21 protein-coding genes and 1 tRNA gene are annotated in these 18,639 nt (G+C 64.0%); 6 read left to right on the forward strand and 16 right to left on the reverse strand.

Features of this window, described 5'->3' with window-relative positions; translation table 11 throughout:
- Positions 1-15 precede the first annotated feature (15 nt).
- Together mazG and H3H45_RS07865 are read left to right on the forward strand one after the other, a co-directional pair.
- Positions 16-846 (forward strand): nucleoside triphosphate pyrophosphohydrolase, encoded by an 831-nt coding sequence (mazG, locus tag H3H45_RS07860; RefSeq protein WP_182833199.1) that lies wholly within the window; start codon positions 16-18, stop codon positions 844-846.
- A 20-nt stretch (positions 847-866) separates the two neighbouring features.
- Positions 867-1,406: a DUF2058 domain-containing protein gene (locus H3H45_RS07865; protein WP_182833200.1), complete on the forward strand. Its 540-nt coding sequence runs from the start codon at positions 867-869 to the stop codon at positions 1,404-1,406.
- Positions 1,407-1,713: 307 nt separating this feature from the next.
- On the opposite strand, the gene H3H45_RS07870 is transcribed toward H3H45_RS07865, so the two are convergent.
- The 4 genes from H3H45_RS07870 to purM form a co-directional block, all read right to left on the reverse strand.
- Positions 1,714-1,989 (reverse strand): Rho-binding antiterminator, encoded by a 276-nt coding sequence (locus H3H45_RS07870; RefSeq protein ID WP_182833201.1) that lies wholly within the window; start codon positions 1,987-1,989, stop codon positions 1,714-1,716.
- A gap of 95 nt (positions 1,990-2,084) precedes the next feature.
- Complete coding sequence (locus H3H45_RS07875; protein ID WP_182833202.1) at positions 2,085-2,801, reverse strand: DUF3108 domain-containing protein; 717 nt, start codon at positions 2,799-2,801, stop codon at positions 2,085-2,087.
- An 8-nt stretch (positions 2,802-2,809) separates the two neighbouring features.
- Entirely contained in the window at positions 2,810-3,457 is a 648-nt protein-coding gene (gene purN, locus H3H45_RS07880; protein WP_182833203.1) for a phosphoribosylglycinamide formyltransferase, read from the reverse strand.
- Positions 3,457-4,515, reverse strand: coding sequence for a phosphoribosylformylglycinamidine cyclo-ligase (purM, locus tag H3H45_RS07885; RefSeq protein WP_182833204.1), 1,059 nt, complete (start codon positions 4,513-4,515; stop codon positions 3,457-3,459). The genes purN and purM overlap by 1 nt, the downstream gene beginning before the upstream one ends.
- Before the next feature lie 207 nt (positions 4,516-4,722).
- On the opposite strand from purM, the gene H3H45_RS07890 reads away from it, so the two are divergent.
- From H3H45_RS07890 to hda, 3 genes are read left to right on the forward strand one after another with little or no spacing between them, the layout of a single operon-like run.
- A complete protein-coding gene (locus H3H45_RS07890) occupies positions 4,723-5,748 on the forward strand; it encodes a DUF2066 domain-containing protein (protein WP_182833205.1) in 1,026 nt (341 codons plus the stop codon).
- Positions 5,749-5,797: 49 nt separating this feature from the next.
- On the forward strand, positions 5,798-6,892 hold the full coding sequence (locus H3H45_RS07895) for an AI-2E family transporter (RefSeq protein WP_182833206.1): 1,095 nt from the start codon (positions 5,798-5,800) through the stop codon (positions 6,890-6,892).
- Positions 6,889-7,593 carry a DnaA regulatory inactivator Hda gene (hda, locus tag H3H45_RS07900; protein ID WP_182833207.1) on the forward strand — a complete coding sequence of 235 codons (705 nt, stop codon included), beginning with the start codon at positions 6,889-6,891 and terminating at the stop codon, positions 7,591-7,593. The genes H3H45_RS07895 and hda overlap by 4 nt, the downstream gene beginning before the upstream one ends.
- A 6-nt stretch (positions 7,594-7,599) precedes the next feature.
- On the opposite strand, the gene H3H45_RS07905 is transcribed toward hda, so the two are convergent.
- From H3H45_RS07905 to arsC, 4 genes are read right to left on the reverse strand one after another with little or no spacing between them, the layout of a single operon-like run.
- The gene (locus H3H45_RS07905) at positions 7,600-8,283 is read right to left on the reverse strand and encodes an alpha/beta fold hydrolase (RefSeq protein ID WP_182833208.1); all 684 of its coding nucleotides are present in this window, start codon (positions 8,281-8,283) and stop codon (positions 7,600-7,602) included.
- Positions 8,283-8,693 (reverse strand): DUF2069 domain-containing protein, encoded by a 411-nt coding sequence (locus tag H3H45_RS07910; protein ID WP_182833209.1) that lies wholly within the window; start codon positions 8,691-8,693, stop codon positions 8,283-8,285. Before H3H45_RS07910 ends, H3H45_RS07905 begins: the two co-directional genes overlap by 1 nt.
- On the reverse strand, positions 8,686-9,291 hold the full coding sequence (gene wrbA, locus H3H45_RS07915; protein WP_173204485.1) for an NAD(P)H:quinone oxidoreductase: 606 nt from the start codon (positions 9,289-9,291) through the stop codon (positions 8,686-8,688). Before wrbA ends, H3H45_RS07910 begins: the two co-directional genes overlap by 8 nt.
- On the reverse strand, positions 9,288-9,641 hold the full coding sequence (gene arsC, locus H3H45_RS07920; RefSeq protein WP_182833210.1) for an arsenate reductase (glutaredoxin): 354 nt from the start codon (positions 9,639-9,641) through the stop codon (positions 9,288-9,290). The genes wrbA and arsC overlap by 4 nt, the downstream gene beginning before the upstream one ends.
- 86 nt (positions 9,642-9,727) lie before the next feature.
- Between arsC and H3H45_RS07925 the strand changes: the two genes are divergently transcribed.
- Complete coding sequence (locus H3H45_RS07925) at positions 9,728-10,951, forward strand: virulence factor BrkB family protein (RefSeq protein ID WP_182833211.1); 1,224 nt, start codon at positions 9,728-9,730, stop codon at positions 10,949-10,951.
- A 273-nt stretch (positions 10,952-11,224) separates the two neighbouring features.
- Here H3H45_RS07925 and H3H45_RS07930 read toward each other — a convergent pair.
- The 8 genes from H3H45_RS07930 to H3H45_RS07965 form a co-directional block, all read right to left on the reverse strand.
- Positions 11,225-11,298: transfer RNA gene (locus H3H45_RS07930), tRNA-Gly, on the reverse strand.
- Between the two features lie 128 nt (positions 11,299-11,426).
- The gene (locus H3H45_RS07935) at positions 11,427-12,308 is read right to left on the reverse strand and encodes an alpha/beta fold hydrolase (RefSeq protein WP_182833212.1); all 882 of its coding nucleotides are present in this window, start codon (positions 12,306-12,308) and stop codon (positions 11,427-11,429) included.
- A 376-nt stretch (positions 12,309-12,684) separates the two neighbouring features.
- Entirely contained in the window at positions 12,685-13,377 is a 693-nt protein-coding gene (locus H3H45_RS07940; RefSeq protein WP_182833213.1) for a pseudouridine synthase, read from the reverse strand.
- Between the two features lie 3 nt (positions 13,378-13,380).
- Positions 13,381-13,590 (reverse strand): cysteine-rich CWC family protein, encoded by a 210-nt coding sequence (locus H3H45_RS07945; RefSeq protein WP_182833214.1) that lies wholly within the window; start codon positions 13,588-13,590, stop codon positions 13,381-13,383.
- Positions 13,587-15,071, reverse strand: a complete 1,485-nt coding sequence (locus H3H45_RS07950) for a sensor domain-containing diguanylate cyclase (RefSeq protein WP_182833215.1) — start codon at positions 15,069-15,071, stop codon at positions 13,587-13,589. The genes H3H45_RS07945 and H3H45_RS07950 overlap by 4 nt, the downstream gene beginning before the upstream one ends.
- 105 nt (positions 15,072-15,176) lie before the next feature.
- Entirely contained in the window at positions 15,177-16,001 is an 825-nt protein-coding gene (locus tag H3H45_RS07955) for a DUF4824 family protein (RefSeq protein ID WP_182833216.1), read from the reverse strand.
- On the reverse strand, positions 15,998-17,065 hold the full coding sequence (locus H3H45_RS07960) for a DUF2157 domain-containing protein (RefSeq protein WP_182833217.1): 1,068 nt from the start codon (positions 17,063-17,065) through the stop codon (positions 15,998-16,000). The genes H3H45_RS07955 and H3H45_RS07960 overlap by 4 nt, the downstream gene beginning before the upstream one ends.
- A 173-nt stretch (positions 17,066-17,238) precedes the next feature.
- Positions 17,239-18,570 carry a sensor histidine kinase gene (locus tag H3H45_RS07965; protein WP_182833218.1) on the reverse strand — a complete coding sequence of 444 codons (1,332 nt, stop codon included), beginning with the start codon at positions 18,568-18,570 and terminating at the stop codon, positions 17,239-17,241.
- Positions 18,571-18,639 lie beyond the last annotated feature (69 nt).

Consider the following 18,639-nt stretch of genomic DNA (forward strand, 5'->3'; position numbering starts at 1 on the left):
TATCCAGGGCTTGTCATGTACCAACTCGACGACCTGCTGCACCTGATGGCCCGCCTGCGCGACCCGCAGCACGGCTGCCCGTGGGACCTCAAACAGAGCTACGCGACCATCGTCCCCCACACCATCGAGGAAGCCTACGAGGTGGCCGACGCCATCGAGCGCAGCGACTTCGAGCACCTGCCAGGCGAGCTCGGCGACCTGCTGTTCCAGGTGGTCTACTACAGCCAGCTGGCCCGCGAGGAGGGGCGTTTCGAGTTCGCCCAGGTGGTCGATGGCATTACCCGCAAGCTGATTCGCCGCCATCCCCACGTGTTCGTCGATGGCGACCTGTATGGCGCGCCGGATGCGGCGAAACTCGAGGAAGCAGCGGTCAAGCAGCGCTGGGAAGAATTGAAGGCCGAGGAACGTGCAGAAAAGGCCGCCGTCCCCGAGCAGCTGTCGCTGCTGGATGATTTGCCCAACGCGCTGCCGGCTCTGAGTCGCGCGGTCAAGCTGCAGAAGCGCGCGGCCCAGGTCGGTTTCGACTGGCCGGAAGCCCTGCCGGTGGTGGACAAGGTGCGCGAGGAGCTGGACGAAGTGCTGGAGGCCATGAGCGAGAACGACCCGCAGGCCATCGCCGAGGAAATCGGCGACCTGCTGTTCGTGGTCACCAACCTGGCGCGCCATCTCAAGGTCGATCCGGAAACTGCCCTGCGTAGCGCCAACGGCAAGTTCGAGCGGCGCTTCCGCTTTATCGAACAAACCTTGCGCGCAGCCGGCCAGGCCATTGAGAATTGCAGCCTGGAACAACTGGATGCCCTGTGGGGCGAAGCCAAGAAGCAGGAAAAACGCCTGCCTGGCTGTTAACTGTCGAGATTGAATGCCTTATGAGCCTTTCCCTCCGCGATCAGCTGTTGAAAGCCGGTCTGGTCAATGAAAAGCAGGCCAAACAGGCCGGCAAGCAGAAGCAGAAGCAGCAGCGCCTGGAGAAGAAGAACCAGGTCGAAGTCGATGACTCGCAGAAGCAGGCCGCCCTGCAGGCCATGGCCGAGAAGGTCGCGCGTGACCAGGAGCTGAACCGCCAGCAGCAGGAGAAGGCTGCTCAGAAGGCCCTCGCCGCGCAGATCAAGCAACTGATCGAGACCTCGCGCCTGCCGAAGATGACCAGCGAGGACTACTACAACTTCGTCGACGACAAGAAGGTCAAGCGCATCGCGGTCAACGGCATGCTGCGTGACAAGCTCAGTCGTGGCTCGCTGGCCATCGTCCGGCATGCCGGCGGCTACGAGATCATCCCGCGCGAAGCCGCGCTGAAGATCCAGGAGCGCGACCCGCAGCGCGTGTTGCTGCTCAACACCCAGACCGAAGCGCCGGATGCCGACGACCCGTACGCCGCCTACCAGGTGCCGGACGACCTGATGTGGTGATGCCGAATAGGTGAAAAAGCCGGGCAATGCCCTAACGCTGTTCACTTAAGGAAAGCGCCGCCTTCTATCTCCTGGAAGGCGGCGTTTTTCTTTGCGGCACATGCAGTGGCCCGGCAATGGGATCATGGCTTTCTGGCAACACGGACAGTCCCCTCTCCCACTTGTGGGAGAGGGTTAGGGAGAGGGGCGCAAAACGCTTAAGTGAGTAGCCGTAGCCCGGAGCAATCCGGGAAACAGGCCATGGCACTCCCGGATTGCATCCGGGCTACAACTGGGCCTCGCGTAGGGTGTTTGCCGGGTTGCGTTGTTAGCAGCGCGTACTACCCAAGAGCACCCGACCGAAACTGGCACCCGCATCCAGCGGCGTGATGGCCAGCAGGCGATCCATGCGCAGGCGCTGCTCGCCCGCAGCGCCGCGCACGATGAAGAACTCCTCCTTGCTCGCATTAATCTCCGTGGTCACTGCCTCGGCTTGCAGCTCGCTGCCATCGGTCAGCTCGATGCGCAGGTGGTAATGGTGCAGGCAGGCGATCTCCAGGTAGTCATAGAGATCGCAAGCGATGGGCTGGTAGCTGTCGTTCATGGCGCTTTCCCCTGATGGCTCACTGACCAGCCTAGGGTATTTTCGCCAGGCAGAAAAAAGCCGGGCATTGCCCGGCTCGTTTGCCGCAGGAGTGCTTACTTCTTGATGCCTTCGACGGTGCGGCCACCCACCGTGCCGTCCTTGAGCATGATCTGGTATTCCTTGCCGTCCTTTTCCACCTGGTGCAGGCGCACCAGCAGGTAGTCCCAGTCCTTGGCGAACCACAGCACGGTCTTGCGGCTGCTCTGGGTCGGATCGCGCACGCGCTCGACCTTGACTGCGTCGATCAGTCCGGCCTGAGTGCGCACGCGCTCCTCGCCCAGCACGCGGAAGTCGTAGACCTCGATCTCGTCGCCGTCGACCACCTGGTAACTCATGCTCTGCTTACCGGCGGCGACGTCTTTCTGCAGCACCAGCTGGTAGGTCGATTTGTCCTGCATGCCACGGTTGAGGGCGAAACGCACCGGCTCACCACGATCGCTGCCGAGCACCTGCTTCTCGGTCCAGTCGAAGTCATGCTCGACCTGCTTGGCCTTGCCCAGGCCGCTGCGTTCGAAGCGGTAGGTCAGCGGCAGGAAGGTGTCGCTCTCGACGCGGAAGGTGCTGACTTCGCTGAGGCTGGCGACCAGCATGGCCGCTTCGAACGTCAGCTCCCAGCGCCCATTGTCCAGGGCTTTCAGGCTGCGTTCGGCGGTGCCACTGATCGGTACCTGTTTCCAGTCGGCGGTGTAGCTCGCGGCAAACGGTTTCAGTTCGAGGGCCTGCACCGGCAGGGTCAATAAGGCGAGTAGCAACAACAGGACGCGGGGCATGGAGTCTCCTAGTTGCGAATGATATGGCCGCTGGCTGGCAGGGCCTGGCCATCGAGCAGGGCGCCATCAGCAGCATGGCGCAGACGACCACTGGCAAACCAGCTGACCGCCAGGGGATAGATGCGGTGTTCTTCGGCGTGCACGCGTTGCGCCAGGCTCTCTGGCGTGTCGTCAGCCTGTACCGGGACTACCGCTTGTACGACCAGTGGGCCGCCATCGAGTTCCTCGGTCACGAAGTGCACGCTGCAGCCATGCTCGCGATCACCGGCTTCCAGCGCGCGCTGGTGGGTGTGCAGGCCCTTGTACTTGGGCAGCAGCGAGGGATGGATATTCAGCAGGCGACCTTCGTAGTGACGGACGAAGCCGCCACTGAGGATGCGCATGAAACCGGCGAGCACCACCAGTTGCGGATCGAAGCCGTCGATGGCCTCGACCAGCGCGGCATCGAAGGCTTCGCGGCCGTCGAACTGCTTGTGGTCGAGGACCAGGGTGTCGATGCCGGCCTGCTTGGCGCGTTCCAGTCCGTAGGCATCGGCGCGATTGGAAATCACCGCGCGGATGCGGGCCGGGCTGTCACCCTTGGCGATGCTGTCGATCAGGGCCTGCAGGTTGCTGCCAGACCCGGAAATCAGCACCACGACATTGCAGTCGGCCATTAGTGGGCTTTCAGGTTGTTCAGCACGACCTGAGCAGCGCCTTCGGCTGCTACGCCGATCTGGCCGATCACCCACGGAGCTTCACCGGACGCGCGCAGGCTGGCCAGGGTCGCTTCGACCTGGTCCTGGGCGACGCAGATGACCATGCCGACGCCGCAGTTGAGCACGCGGTGCATCTCGTGTTCGTCGACGTTGCCTTTTTCCTGCAGCCAGTCGAACACCGCCGGGCGGGTCCAGCTGGCCACGTCGACCACTGCCTGGGCGCCTTGCGGCAGCACGCGCGGGATGTTGTCGAGCAGGCCGCCACCGGTGATGTGGGCCATGGCCTTGACCGCGCCGGTTTCCTTGATCAGCTTGAGCAGCGGCTTGACGTAGATACGGGTCGGCGCCATCAGCAGGTCGGTCAGCGGCTTGCCAGCCACCTGGGTGGTTGCGATATCGACGCCAGCTACTTCGATGATCTTGCGGATCAGCGAGTAGCCATTGGAGTGCGGGCCGGAGGAAGGCAGGGCGATCAGTGCGTCACCCGTGGCGACTTTCGAGCCGTCGATGATCTCGGCCTTTTCCACCACGCCGACGCAGAAGCCGGCCAGGTCGTAGTCTTCGCCTTCGTACATGCCCGGCATTTCGGCGGTCTCACCACCTACCAGGGAGCAGCCTGCCAGTTCGCAGCCGGCGCCGATGCCGGTGACCACGGTGGCGGCTACGTCGACGTTGAGCTTGCCGGTGGCGTAGTAGTCGAGGAAGAACAGCGGCTCGGCGCCGCACACCACCAGGTCGTTGACACACATGGCAACCAGATCCTGGCCGATGCTGTCGTGTTTGTTCAGGTTCAGCGCCAGGCGCAGCTTGGTGCCGACGCCGTCGGTGCCGCTGACCAGTACCGGCTGCTTGTAGCCGGCGGGAATTTCACACAGAGCGCCGAAACCACCCAGGCCACCCATGACTTCCGGGCGCGCGGTGCGCTTGGCGACGCCTTTGATGCGTTCGACCAGGGCTTCACCGGCGTCGATGTCTACACCGGCGTCCTTGTAGCTGATGGAGGGTTGCTTGCTCATGGGTTCAGGCCTTTAAAGGGGGAAGTTCGAGTGGCGACCGGCCCTGGGTGGTGCCCACAGGCATGCCGGTCTGCGAAGGCGCGCGATTTTATCAGGCTTGCCCGCCAGCGGCCACCGGCCCCGACGGTTGCCGGGTGGCCGGCGGCTGTTTAAGGTATAGCCCTTCACGTGCGCCTGTCGCACAACCCCCAGCCTTCGAGACTCACCATGCGCCTGTTCGTTCGTCTGTTTGCCCTGTGCTGCGCGCTGCTCAGCCTGCCGTCCTTCGCCGAGCCGGTCAGCGGCCTCTATCAGGTGCGCGAAGCGGTCACCAGCCAGCAGCCGGAAGAGCGCACGCTGGCCCTGGGCAAAGCCCTGGAAACCCTTGTGCTGCGCCTCACTGGCGATGCCAAGGCGCTGCAATCGCCAGCCCTGGAAGGGGTGCGCAAGGACCCGCAGCAGCTGGTCAGCCGCTATGTCTACGAAGGCGAAACCCTGGTGGTGGACTTCGATCCGCTGACCACCGACAACAAGCTGCGCCAAGCTGGGTTGGCCCTGTGGGGGGCTAACCGGCCATCGATCCTGGCCTGGTGGCTGAATGCTGGCGTCGAGGGCGCCAACCTGGTCGGTGACGGCCAGGAAGCCGCCGCGCCATTGCAACAGGCCGCGCAGAATCGTGGCTTGCCGCTGCGCCTGCCACTGGCGGATCTGCAGGAACAACTGGTGGCGACCGCGGAAAACCTTAGCGCCAGCCAGCCCGACGCGCTGCAGCCAGCTTCCGAGCGCTACTCCGCGGATGCCCTGCTCGCTGTGCAGGCACGCGAGGCCGACGGTCAATGGCAAGCCGAATGGCGCCTGTGGCTGGGCGATAGCCGCGAGCAGGGCAAGGCTCAGGGTATCGACCAGAAAGCCCTGGCCGATGCCGTGCTGCTGGCTGTCAGCGAGCGCCTGGCACCGCGTTTCGTGGTCAAGCCAGGTGCCGCTGGTGCAATGGTCGTCGAGGTACAGGGCGCCGATCTGTCCCGCTATGCCGAGTTGGCGCGACTGCTCGAACCCTTCGCTGCGCGGCTGAGCAAGGTCAAGGGCGACCAACTGACCTGGCAGGTCAACGCCAGCGCCGAACAGCTGCGCGCCCAGCTGGGCCTGGCCGGCTTGCAGGAAGTTCCGGCAGATGCCGCGCCGCTGGATGCCAGCGCTGCAGCTGGGGCTACACCGACATCAGCAGCGGTCAACCTGTTGCGCTTTCGCTGGTAGTTCGCTGCCAGCTCCCAGTTAACTGCTAAATCAAGGCGGAGAGCCTGATATGACCGATTCACGCCGCTGGATGTGGCTGGCTGGGCTGGTGTTGTTCTGCTGGCTGCTGTATCTGCTGACACCGATTCTCTCGCCGTTCCTGGTGGCCATGCTGCTGGCCTACCTCGGCGACCCGCTGGTCGATCGTCTGGAACGGCACAAACTGTCGCGGACCTGGGCCGTGGTGCTGGTATTTAGCCTGTTCAGCCTGCTGTTGCTGATTCTCTTGCTGGTGCTGGTGCCCATGCTCGGTCGCCAGCTGATGCGCCTGTATGAGCTGGTGCCGCAGGTGCTCGACTGGCTGCAGCACCAGGCACTGCCCTGGACGCAGGCGCAGTTCGGCCTGGCCGAGGATTTCTGGCGGTTTGAACAGCTCAAAGCCGCGCTAAGCGAGCACCTGGGCAAGACCACCGATATTGCCGGCATGATTCTGGCTCAAGCCACGGCTTCCAGCCTGGCGTTGCTCGGTTGGCTCGGCAATCTGCTGTTGATTCCGGTAGTGGCCTTCTACCTGCTGCGCGACTGGGATGTGATGCTGGCCAAGCTGCGCGGCATGTTGCCAAGGGCCCGCGAAAGTTTCGTGGTGCAGCTGGTTGGCGAGTGCCATGAGGTACTCGGTGCCTTTATCCGTGGCCAACTGATGGTGATGCTGGCGTTGGCTGGCATCTACGCCAGTGGCCTGATGCTGGTTGGCCTGGAGCTGGGGCTGTTGATCGGCGTGCTGGCCGGGTTGGCCAGCATCGTGCCGTACATGGGCTTTATCGTCGGTTTTGGCGCGGCACTAGTGGCGGCGCTGTTCCAGTTCGGTGGCTTCGAGCTGTACCCGCTGATCGGTATCGCCGTGGTGTTTGGCATCGGCCAGTTGCTCGAAGGCATGCTGCTGACGCCCTGGCTGGTCGGTGACCGCATCGGCCTGCATCCGGTGGCGGTGATCTTCTCCATCCTCGCCGGCGGCCAGCTGTTTGGCTTCACCGGCGTGCTGCTGGCCCTGCCCGTGGCGGCGATCATCATGGTTTTGCTGCGCCATGCTCATGATTTCTATAAACTTTCCGATCTCTATGGTGAGCCCGGAGCAGGTTCTGACGAACCGCCCAACCCTGCATGATCCCGATTCAGCTGCCCCTGGGGGTGCGTCTGCGTGATGACGCCACCTTCGCTAACTATTATCCCGGCGCCAACGCGGCGGCCCTCGGCTATGCCGAGCGGCTGTGCGAGGCCGATGCGGGCTGGACCGAAAGCCTGATCTACCTCTGGGGTAGCGAGGGTGTCGGGCGCAGCCATCTGCTGCAGGCGGCCTGCCTGCGGTTTGAGCAGCGTGGCGAGTCGGTGGTCTACCTGCCACTGGCCGAAGTGGCCGACTACGGCCCGGAGCTGCTCGACAACCTGGAGCAGTGCGAGCTGGTTTGCCTGGATGACCTAGAAGCGGTGGCCGGTCGGCCCGATTGGGAAGAAGCGCTGTTCCACCTGTTCAACCGCCTGCGCGACAGTGGTCGGCGCCTGCTGATTGCCGCCGCCGCCGCGCCACGCGAGTTGCCGATCGGTCTGGCCGACCTGCAGTCGCGCCTGACCCTGGCGCTGGTGTTCCAGCTGCATGCGCTGTCCGACGAGGACAAGCTGCGTGCCCTGCAGCTGCGTGCCTCGCGCCGCGGCCTGCACCTGACCGATGAAGTCGGACGCTTCATCCTCAACCGTGGCGAGCGCAGCATGAGTGCGCTGTTCGAACTGCTCGAACGCCTCGACCAGGCCTCGCTGCAGGCCCAGCGCAAGCTGACCATTCCCTTCCTGAAAGAAGTCCTCGGCTGGTAGCGGCTGCTACGCGGGCGAGGCATCCAGATCCACGACAAACTTCTTGATCGCTTGCGCGCAGGCTTCTGCACGGCTTTGCAGGATGAAGTGCGGCCCTTCCAGCACTATCTGGCGCAGATCACTGCAATGCCGGCTGAGACTGGCTGCGGCGTTGCGCGATACCAGGCGATCCTGCTGTGGCCACAGGTGCAGGGCGGGCAAAGCGAGTGGCTGGCTGGGCTCCTGCAATCGCGCCAGGCAGTGCAGGCGGGCCCGCAGCAGGGCGTCGGGCAACTGGCTGATTTCATCGCGCAGCAGGGCGAGCAGCGCCGGGCTGGCTTTTCGGCCGACACAGAACAGCTGCAACAGCTGATCATGGCTCAGCAGGCGCTTGGGCAACGGCAGATAGCGGCTGAGGGCTAGCAGCGGATGCGGGCGCCGGAGAAACGCGGCGGCGAAGATCACCCCGCGCAGACCGGACGGCTGGCGCAGGGCTATCTGGTAAGCCAGGTGCCCGGAGAAGGATTCCCCGAGCAAAACGAAGGGGCTGTCGCCAAGCTGCGGCAGCAGGGCGCTGACCAGGCTGTCGCTGTCCTGCGGGCCCTGCGTTGGCAGCTGCAGAGGCACAATCTGCACGTCATTCAGCCATGGCAACAGTGGGGCGAACAGGCGGTTGCTGCCATTCAGACCTGGCAGCAACAGCAGGCGCATCAGGCCTCGCCGGCCAGCTTGCGGTCGTACTGGAAGCGCCAGCGGGTGTAGAGCAGGGCGCTGCAGAACAGCTCGAAACTGATCAGGGCTTCGAGGAGGCCGAACAGCATGCGCGCCGGGTCGATGGCCGCCAGTACGCCCTGGATGAAGTAGATGTTGACCACGAAGCAGGTCCAGGCATGGGCACGGGCGCTGCCGAGGAACAGGCCGGGCGCGAGCAGCAACAACGGTACCAGCTGGATGCTCAGCACCACCCAGATACGCGCGCCGTGCAGGTCGGCGAAACCGAGGTTCCACACCAGCAGCAGGACGAACAGGGCGATAAAGCTGAACAGGCTCAAGGCGCGGGTGAGTTTTAGCCGGGGCTGCAGCCATTCGAGGGTGGGAAGGGGTTTCGTTTGCTTAGCCACGCGGGGTCTCCAGCTGCTGGGCGGTTTTGCCCAGGCGTAGCCCGAGGGCGCGGCACAGGGCGATTTCGTGTTCGTCGAGGGCACGCTTGCCGTCGGCACCGGCATGGTGGCTGGGGCCATAGGGCGTGCCGCCGCCGCGGGTGTCGAGCAGGGCGCCTTCGCTGTAGGGCAGGCCGCAGAGCAGCATGCCGTGGTGCAGCAGCGGCAGCATCATCGACAGCAGGGTGCTTTCCTGGCCGCCATGCAGGCTGGAGGTGGAGGTGAATACCCCGGCCGGCTTGCCGACCAGCTCGCCGGTCAGCCACAGGCTGCTGGTGCCGTCGAGGAAGTATTTGAGCGGCGCGGCCATGTTGCCGAAGCGGGTCGGGCTGCCCAGCGCCAGGCCGGCGCAGTTTTTCAGGTCGTCGAGGCTGACGTACAGCGCGCCTTCGGCGGGAATCGCCGGAGCCGTGGCTTCGCACTCGGTGGACACCGCCGGCACCGTGCGCAGGCGCGCTTCCAGGCCCGCCTGTTCAACGCCGCGGGCTATCTGCCTGGCCATTTCGGCGGTGGCACCGTGGCGGCTGTAATACAGCACCAGGATGTAAGGTGCGCTCATGCCAGCAACTCCAGGACTCTCTCCGGCGGCCGGCCGATCACTGCCTTGTCACCGGCGACCAGGATCGGTCGTTCGATCAGCTTGGGGTGAGCAACCATGGCGGCGATCAGCTGTGCCTCGCTGAGGCTGCTGTCGGCCAGGTTGAGAGCCTTGTATTCGTCCTCGCCGGTGCGCAGCAACTGGCGCGCGCCGATGCCCAGCTTGCCCAGCAGGCCCTGCAATTCAGCTGCCGAGGGTGGCGTTTCCAGGTAGCGCAGGATGTTCGGCGTCAGGCCGCGGGCTTCGAGGAGTTCCAGCGCGCCACGGGATTTCGAGCAGCGCGGGTTGTGATAGAGGGTCAAGTCGGTCATGGATGGGTCGCATCTGGCCTGAGGTGGGCGCTATTCTACCTGCCTCGGCGCGGATCAGCGCAGTTCGGCATGGCTAAGGAGAGGGAATGCGTCAGCGCTTAGAGGATGTCACGGAGTTCTGGCGTTTCCTGGTTCAGCGCTTCTTTGCCGACCGTGCCACGCAGAGTGCCGCCGCGCTGACCTATACCACCCTGTTCGCGGTGGTGCCGATGATGACCGTGACCTTCGCCATGCTTTCGGCGATTCCGGCCTTCCAGGACATGGGCGAGGAGATCCAGAGCTTTATCTTCCGCAACTTCGTGCCGTCTTCCGGGGCCACGGTGCAGGAATACCTGCGCGAGTTCACCGTCCAGGCGCGCAAACTGACGTGGATCGGTGTGGTGCTGCTGGCGGTCACCGCGTTCATGATGCTGGTGACCATCGAGAAGGCCTTCAACACCATCTGGCGGGTGCGTCAGCCGCGCCGTGGGGTGTCCAGTTTCCTGCTGTATTGGGCGATCCTCAGCCTGGGTCCGCTGCTGCTTGGCGCCGGCTTTGCGATCAGCACCTATGTCACTTCGCTGTCGCTGCTGTCCGGGCCGGATGCTTTGATCGGCGCCAAGACCCTGCTCGGCTTTGCTCCGCTGCTGTCCAGCGTTGCCGCGTTTACCCTGATCTATGCGACGGTGCCGAATGCCCGGGTGCCGCTGCGCAATGCGCTGCTAGGCGGCTTGTTTACCGCCGTGCTGTTCGAGGTGGCCAAGGCGCTGTTCGGCCTGTTCGTCAGTCTGTTCCCCGGTTACCAGTTGATCTACGGCGCTTTTGCTACGGTGCCGTTGTTCCTGCTGTGGATCTATGTGTCCTGGCTGATCGTGTTGTTCGGCGCCGAACTGGTGTGCAACCTGTCGTCCTCGCGCCACTGGCGCCGCCGTGCCCTGCCACGGCTGTTGGTGTTGCTGGGGATTTTGCGGGTCTTTCACGAACGTCAGCTGCAGGGTGTGCCGGTGCGGCACACCGATGTGCAGCGCGAAGGCTGGCTGCTGCCGGAGGATGAGTGGGAGGAGGTCATCGACTTCCTCGAGCGCGAACACCTAGTCTGTCGGGTCAGCGGTGGCAGTGGCTGGGTGCTCAGTCGTGATCTGGAGCATTACACCCTGCACCAGCTGCTTAATCGCAGCCCCTGGCCCTTGCCTCGGCCAGGGCAACTGCCGGACAAGCTGGACGATGAAGTCTGGTACCCCGGCCTGCGCCGTGCCTTGGAGCTGCTCTATGAGGAGCAGGCTGCCTTGTTCGGCGGCAGCCTGGCGCAGTGGCTACGGGGAGCGGACTGAGTGACCGTTGGTCGGCTCGGATAATCAGCCGGCGCGCTTCACGAAGTTTTCACCTTTGCCCACATAATCTGAGGGCGTTGAATCTCCATGACGTAATGCTCCTTTGACCCCGCCCTCGCGCGGGGTTTTCTTTTTTCTGGGTGGCAGTGCCTGTCGAGGGCGCGGAGTAGAGCGATAGCACTCCTGTTTACCTGCGCTGGTGAGCTCGACAGTCATCCCTCAACCCCCGGAAACGAAAAAGCCCTGCAAGAGCAGGGCTTTTTCGTTTCGATCTGGAGCGGGTGAAGGGAATCGAACCCTCGTTATCAGCTTGGGAAGCTGGAGTAATGCCATTATACGACACCCGCTTTTGCGGGTGACTTTGTACCAGAATCGCCTGCGCAGGTGAAGCCACGGCGCGAGAAATACTCGTGGCGTGTCTGCCCCGGTGGCCGCAAGCAGAGGCGGGGCGGGCCTTGCTTGCAGCTGCCTGGGTTCAGCCGGCGAGGGCGGCGCTTTCCGGCATGGCCAGGTTGCGCTGGCGGTTGCTGAGCGGCTGTTGCAGGTAGCCCAGCAGCGTGTCGCGGGTCTGCAGCCAGGCGGCCTTGTGTTCCATGTCGAGGAAGTGACCGGCCTGGTCGATGCTGCGGAACTCGCTGTGGCGCACGTACTGGGCGAACAGGCGGGCATCCTCGACCGTGGTGTATTCGTCCCACTCGCCGTTGACGAACAACATGGGAATCTCGATTTCCGCGGCGAAGCTGATGCAGGAGCGGCCTTCCATGTTCAGCACGTTTTCCACGTGGAAGCACATCTGCTGGTATTCGTAGATTTCCAGGCTGGTCACGTGGCGATGGTTGTAGCGCTTGTACAGCGAGGGCAGGTGCTTGCCGATGGTGCCGTTGAGCAGCAGCCCGGCATTCTCGCGGTCGCAGGCCTTCATCACCTCCACGCCGCGTTCCAGGTAGCCGAGCATGGCCTGGTTAGTGATCGGCGAGAACGAGTTGATCACCGCCCGCTCAATGCGCCGTGGTCGCCGCGCCAGGGCCTGCAGGGTGGCAATGCCGCCCCAGGAGAAGGACAGCACATGGTCGCAGGCGAAGTGTTCGACCAGTTCGAGGAGGATGTCGGCTTCCTCTTCGCGGGTCATCAGGCGCGAGTGGTCATTGTGTTCGCGTGACTGCCCGGCGTAGGGCAGGTCGAACAGCACCACGTTGAAATGCGGGTAGAGATAGCGGACGGTCTGGGCGAAGGACGCCGTTGTCGACAGTGAACCGTTGACCAGAATGATGGTGTGCTCGGCGCTGTCAGCGCGGTAGAACTCCGTGTAAACCCGGTATTGCCCCTGGATATCCAGCACAGCGCTTTCTGGTTTCATGATGCATGCCCCTGACGTGCAATTACGGACGCGCAGCGATAAACCGCAAGCTGCGCGAGCTTCAGGACAGGTAGGCATGCGCCTGTAAAGTGGGGGCCCTTGTCGACGGCTACAGTCTGTCGACAGGTGTTGTTATTGACGGGCTATTTCTCGGTTCGGGAATCGACCGGGTGGAATGCAGGCATTCCGTAGCGGTGCGATCGGGGGCAGTCCCGTTACAGGTGCCGTGGCACCCTCAACCAAAAAAGTGTTCTTAGACTCTGTTTGCGACTTGCTGGTCACTTCCGGACCTTGGGTTTGATTCAAGCAGGCTTGTGTGACCGAAGCAAGTCACTCTAATGGCTGATTTCCCAGCTTCTGCCGGACGGTCAGCGGGTTAAACCTGGGCGATTTCATCCGGGCTGAGCGCACGGTACTGACCGGGTGCCAGGTTCCGGTCGAGTTGCAGCGTGCCCATGCGTTCGCGGTGCAGGCCGATGACCTTGTTCTGGAAGTGGCCGAACATGCGCTTGACCTGATGGTAGCGACCTTCGTGCAGGGTCAGCAGGGCGCAGTGGCTGTCGAGAATCTGCAGTTCGGCGGGCAGGGTGGTGAGGTTCTCGTAGGCGAAGTACAGGCCCTGGGCGAACACCTCGATGTACTCGGGCGTGATCGGCTGTTCGGTCTGTACCCGGTAGACCTTGCCCAGGCGGCTGCGGGGTTCGGTGAGGCGGCGCGACCACAGGCCGTCGTTGGTGATCAGCAGCAGGCCGCTGGTATTCAGGTCGAGGCGCCCACCAATATGCAGTTCGTGCTTGTCCGGCTCATCGAGCAGGTCGAGCACGGTGCGGTGCTCTGGATGCTCGGTGGCGCTGACCACGCCAACCGGCTTGTGCAGCATGAAGTAGCGCGCCGGCTTGCCGGCCTGCAGCAACTGGTCATCCAGTTCGATACGGCTGAATTCACGCACTTCGCAGCGGCCATCGCTGATCGTTTGCCCATCGACCCGGATGTGCCCGCCGGCCAGCAGCAGACGCGCGTTGGCGCGGCTGAACTGCGGGAGGTTGCTGAGGAAGCGGTCGAGGCGCACGGCTCAGTCCGCTGGCTTGGGCTCGGCGGGCAGGCCTTGAGCGCAGCGTGGGCACAGGCAGGCCTGGTCGCGTTGTTCGGCCGGCAGGCTGTCGAGCACGGCCGGATCGACCGGGCTGTGAAAACACCAGCAGTCCTCCACGGCCTTTGGCTGGCTAGCCTGGGCGCAGCGGTTGAGCTGGCCGCAGCGTGGACAGCGGCTGGTGTCGGTCATGCCTGCGGCTCGAAGGTTTCTTCGCAGACGCGATTGCGTCCGGACTGCTTGGCCCGGTATAGCGCGCGGTCGGCCCGGGCGATCAGGCGGTCGAGGGTGTCTTCGTCATGCAGTTCGGTGATGCCGATGCTGGTGCTGACCCTCAGGTTGACGCCGTTGAAGGGGAAGCTGCTGGCATCGCTCTGTTCGCGGATCTTCTCGGCCAGCAGGCGTGCCGTGCTGCTGCCGGTGTCCTTGAGCAGCAGGATGAATTCCTCGCCGCCCCAGCGGCAGATGATGTCGGACTGGCGCAGGTTGCTTTGCAGGTTCTGCGCAAAACCGCGCAGCACCTCGTCGCCAGCCAGGTGGCCGTGGGTGTCATTGAGCTGCTTGAAGTGGTCGAGGTCGATCAGCAGGGCGCTCAGCGGGCTCTGGTTGCGCTTGGCCTCCTGCAGCGCCTGGCCGGCCAGCAGGTTGAAGCCACGACGGTTGGGCAGGCCGGTGAGTACGTCGGTGGTGGCCAGGGTGGTGATGAAGTTCTGGTAGCGGCGCATGGCCAAATACACCAGCAACAGCACCAGACCGCTGATCAGTGCGCAGATCAGCAGGTTCAGGTAGAGGGTATGACGGATGCCGGCGAGGGCGCCTTCCTCGTGCTTGTCGACAAACAGGTACCAGTCCAGTTCAGGGATGAAGCGCACATTGAGGAAGTGGCCGCGATCATGCTCCTGGTACTTGAAGTTGCCACTCTTCGGCTGTGGCAGTTTGGCCATCAATGCTTCCAGCCCAGCCACGCTACTGAGCAACTGACCGGCCTTGGCGCCCAGCGGTCCGCCTTCGGCACCGGTGAGCATCAGGCGGCCTTGGCTGTCGACGAAGTACACGCTGCGCTCGTAGCGTTGCTGGTAGTCGTCGATCAGCTTGACCACCGCATCGACGGTGAGGCCGACGCCGGTAACGCCGATGAAGTTGCCGCTGTAGTCGAACACCTTGTAGTTGATGAAGATGGTCAGCTGATCGCGGTTGGCCATGTCCGGGTCGACATTGATCTCGTAGGCATCCTGCATGTCGCGCACGCGGAAGTACCAGACATCGCGCGGCTCGTCTTCGCGTACCTGCTTGAGCACGCCTTTGGCCTGGTAGTAGGTATGGGTCTTCTCGGAGATGAAGAAGCTGGTGTAGGCCCCGTAATGTTCCTGCACTTCCAGCAGGTAGCGGGTTATGGGGGCGGGGTCCTGTTCGCCGGCCAGCACCCAGTCACGCAGGAAGGTGTCGCGCGACATCATCGAGGAGATCAGGATCGGCCGCACCAGGTCCTTCTGGATCTCCGAATAGATGTTGTCGGAGGTCAGCGGCAGCTCGGTATTGACGATGGTGTGGCGGATGCTGTCGCGCGAGGTGTAGTAACTGATCACCGAGGTGGCGGCGAAGCCACTGAGCAGCAGGGCGAGCAACAGCAGAAGCAGAATGCTCTGGGCTTTGCGGGAGTGGCTGAGCGACATGTCGGGAACCTGAAGAAGTGCGCCATGCTAGCGCGCCGGACGGGTTGGCGTCACCGTCCGGCAGTGCAGGGCTAGGGTTCTGAAGATCGTAAACAGGTTCTGAGCCTAGTCGTGCAGCCCGGTAACTGTCTCGATCCAGGGCTCAAGGCGCTGACCGAAATTGACCTGGGCCTGAAAGGCTGGACGCTCGCCGCGCGAATAAGCGGCGGGTAGGTGTTTGGCCAGCGCGCTGCGCCAGCTATGCGGCACATTGATACTGCTGCCGTGCAGCTGGTTGATCTGTCCGGTCAGACGACGCACGTTGCCACTGCAATCGCACCAGACGCTGACCGTGCCGGGTACCAGGGCGTAGCGGCTGCGATCAGCATAGCGCTGGCGCAGGCTGACAGCATCCAGGCCGACATCGACGGCGAACAGGCGGCTGTCGCGCTGACGTTCGTTTTCCAGATATTCGCGTGCCGATTTCTCCGCGGCTTGCAGCTCTTTATCCTGTGGCAGCTTGCTCAGCCGCTCACTGGCCTGCTGCAGCTCGGCGACCGCACGCTGTAGCTCGGCCTGGTAGGCGGGGCCATCAAACTCCAGCACCACCAGTACCTGGCGCTTGTCGTAGCGCTGGTAATAGCCCGGATGCTGTTCGTCGAGCGGCGCGAAGCCCAGGGCCAACAGTTGTTCCTGTTGCAGGGGCTGGCGTTCGTAGCGGTTGTTGGCATCGACCGGGCGCGGGCTGCGCCAGTCCATACGCAGGGCCAGGCCGCTGTTCTCCCGGCGCGGTCCCTCGTGGTCGCGCTGCAGTTCACGTTCGGAGAGCAGCAGGCTGCTGTCTGGCTGGCCCTGGCGGTTGTACCAGACGCCTGTCAGCGCCACGGTATTGGTCAGGAGAACCAGGGCGAGGCCGGCCAGCAGGGCGTGGCGGTTGGTGAGCGTGATCATGCGTCTGCCTCCTTGTGGCTGCGGCGCAAGCGCCCGAGCACCAGCAGGCTGAGCACGGCCATCAGGCCGAGCAGGAGGAAGAACAGGTACTTGGGCAGCACGTCCCACCACCAGTCGACCATCTTGATGCCGAGGAACAGAATGAAGAACAGCTGGCCGGTCAGCGCCACCTCTATCCAATCACGGCGCGTGCCAAGCCAGATGGCCAGGGCCGCGGCGACAAAGCCGAGCAGTTGGTAGCCGACTTCGATGCTGTCGGCGGAAAACGGCAGGTAGCTGCCATGCCCCCAGTTGGCCAGCACCAGCATGGGCACGAACAGGGCCAGCAAGCCCATGACCCGGTAGGTGGCGGCAAAGCCGCTGAAGCGCGCCTGGTTGATCCATTGCGGCAGCAGGATGAACAGCACGGCGCAGGGCAGGAAGTTTTCCGGACGCTCACCCGCTTCCAGCCAGTAAAAGCCGCCCCAGCTGCACAGCAACGTGGCGCTGTAGGCCAGCACGCAGGCCAGGCCGGCGATTAGCAGCAAGCGCGCGTTGCAGCTGTAGGCCAGCAGCAGAGCAAGGGCGGCCCAGGGCAGCAGGGCCTTGTCCGAAGGGGTGATATTGAAGATCTGCCCGAGCAGGCTGATGTTCAGCACGAAGCAGGCGAAGGCGAGCAGGGCGGCCAGCTTGCTGAAATAGCCTGACGGGTCGCGCTGGCGGATGACGAAGGTCAGCAGCAGGCTGGCGAGGGAGAAACCGATCAGGATGGCGACCTGCACCGCTTCGCTGAACAGGCCCCAGAACTGGTAGAAGAAAAACAGCAGGCTGGCCACCAGGGCCAGGGCGCCGAGCAGCGAGACGATGCGCATGCTCAGCGAAAGGCGCTTGCTCTGCTGGGTGTGGTCAATGTCGAAACGCCTGCGGTACTGCGCCAGCAAGTCCTGATGATGCAGTTGCAGGTGCTGCAGTTGCTCGTTGCCGAGCCTCAGCGCCTGCTCTTCGTGCAGGCGTTGCACCTCGCGGTAGAACGCCTGGATATCGTCGGCGCGGTGCTGGGCTTGGTCGCGGGTAAGTGACGGCATGCGCTTCCCTGTGTGTTGTGCCCCGGCAAGATGGGCGGCATTCCTGAATGCCAGCACTCTAAACCTGAAGCACCGCCCCCTGCCAGATACGTGGGGGCAGCCGCTGCTCGGGCCGAGTGAGTTGGCGGGATGGCTCGTGCCTCGGCGCAGGCTTGGGGCCGCGCCGCTCAGGCCTATGCCGGTTGCGCCGCCAACGGCAACACCAGGGTGGCGATGAAGCCACCTTGCGCATGATTGGCCAGTGTCAACTGCCCGCCATGCCGTTCCGCTGCTCGCCGCGCGATGGCCAGGCCCAGGCCGTGACCGGCGGCGCTCTGGCCGGGCGCGCGGAAGAAGGGTTCGCCGAGCTTGTCCAGTAACTCCGCAGGAACTCCAGGGCCGTGATCGCGCATGCTGATCTGCAACTGCTGCGTCTGGCGCTGCACGCTGATCTCGATCGGCTGCCCGGCCGGATTGAAACGCAGGGCATTGCGCAGCAGGTTGTCCAGTGCCCGTTCGAGCATGTCCGGCCAGCCCAGCAACGGTAGCGGACGGCTGTCCATGTGGATCTGCACCTGTTGCTCGGGAGCGCTCAGGCGTGCGTCGTCCTTGAGTGCGTCGAGCAGCTTGCCCAGGTCGATCGCTTGTGCGGTGCCTGGCTCGGCATCCAGGCGGGCGAGAGCGAGGATTTCGCTGATCAGGTCTTCCAGGCGGTCGCACTCCTTGGTAAGGCGCGGCCAGAGTGTGTCCCGCTCTGCCGGTTCGGCCCGTTCGGCCAGGGCCAGGGCGATACGCAGGCGCGCCAGCGGCGAGCGCAATTCGTGGGAGACGTCCCGCAGCAGTTGGCGCTGGCTGCCGATCAGCCCTTGCAGGCGGGCCCCCATGCGGTTGAAGTCGCGTGCCAACACGCCGAACTCGTCGCGCCGACCGGCCAGGCGCGCCAGGCTGTGCTGCTGATAGACGGTCTGACCGAGGTCGTGCACCGCACTGCGCAGGCGCCCGAGTGGGCGGGTAATGGACAGGGTCAGCAGCAGGCTGAGCCCGCTCAGCACCACCAGGGCGATGCCCAGCGCGCTGAGGGGCAAGAGTAGGCTGCCGCGGTGCCAGGCTTCCAGCTCGGGATGCGGGATGCGGTATATGAACAGGTAGGTATTGCCGCTGCTCGGGCTGGTGTATTCGGCCGTCAGGCGTCGCCAGGGCAGGCGTCGTTCATTGTGCTGACGGGCCTCGAAGGCGGCGGCACGGGGCGGGAAGGTGCCGCGGACCAGAGGCTCGCCATTCTCGTCGAGTACCTGGATGTCGATGTGGAAGCGCCGCTTGCGCTGCTCGAGAAAGTCTTGCGCGGCTTGCCGGCCCTGCTCTTCGAAACGCTGGCTCCAGCGCTCGGGCAGATTGTCCAGGGCCGGGTGCTGGCTGATGATCCAGCTGTCCTGATTGAGGGCCCGGCCGAGCAGGATGGAGAGCCCGGCAACCAGGACGATGGCCAGCCAGAAGCTGGCAAAGATGCGCCAGAACATTGAAGACACAGGCTTTCCTCAAGCAAAAGGCCCGGCCTGCCGTGGGCAGGTCGGGCGGTAGGGTTTGGCCGGTCGCGG

Origin of the sequence: Aquipseudomonas guryensis (genome assembly GCF_014164785.1) — a bacterium.
Classification (GTDB): domain Bacteria; phylum Pseudomonadota; class Gammaproteobacteria; order Pseudomonadales; family Pseudomonadaceae; genus Aquipseudomonas; species Aquipseudomonas guryensis.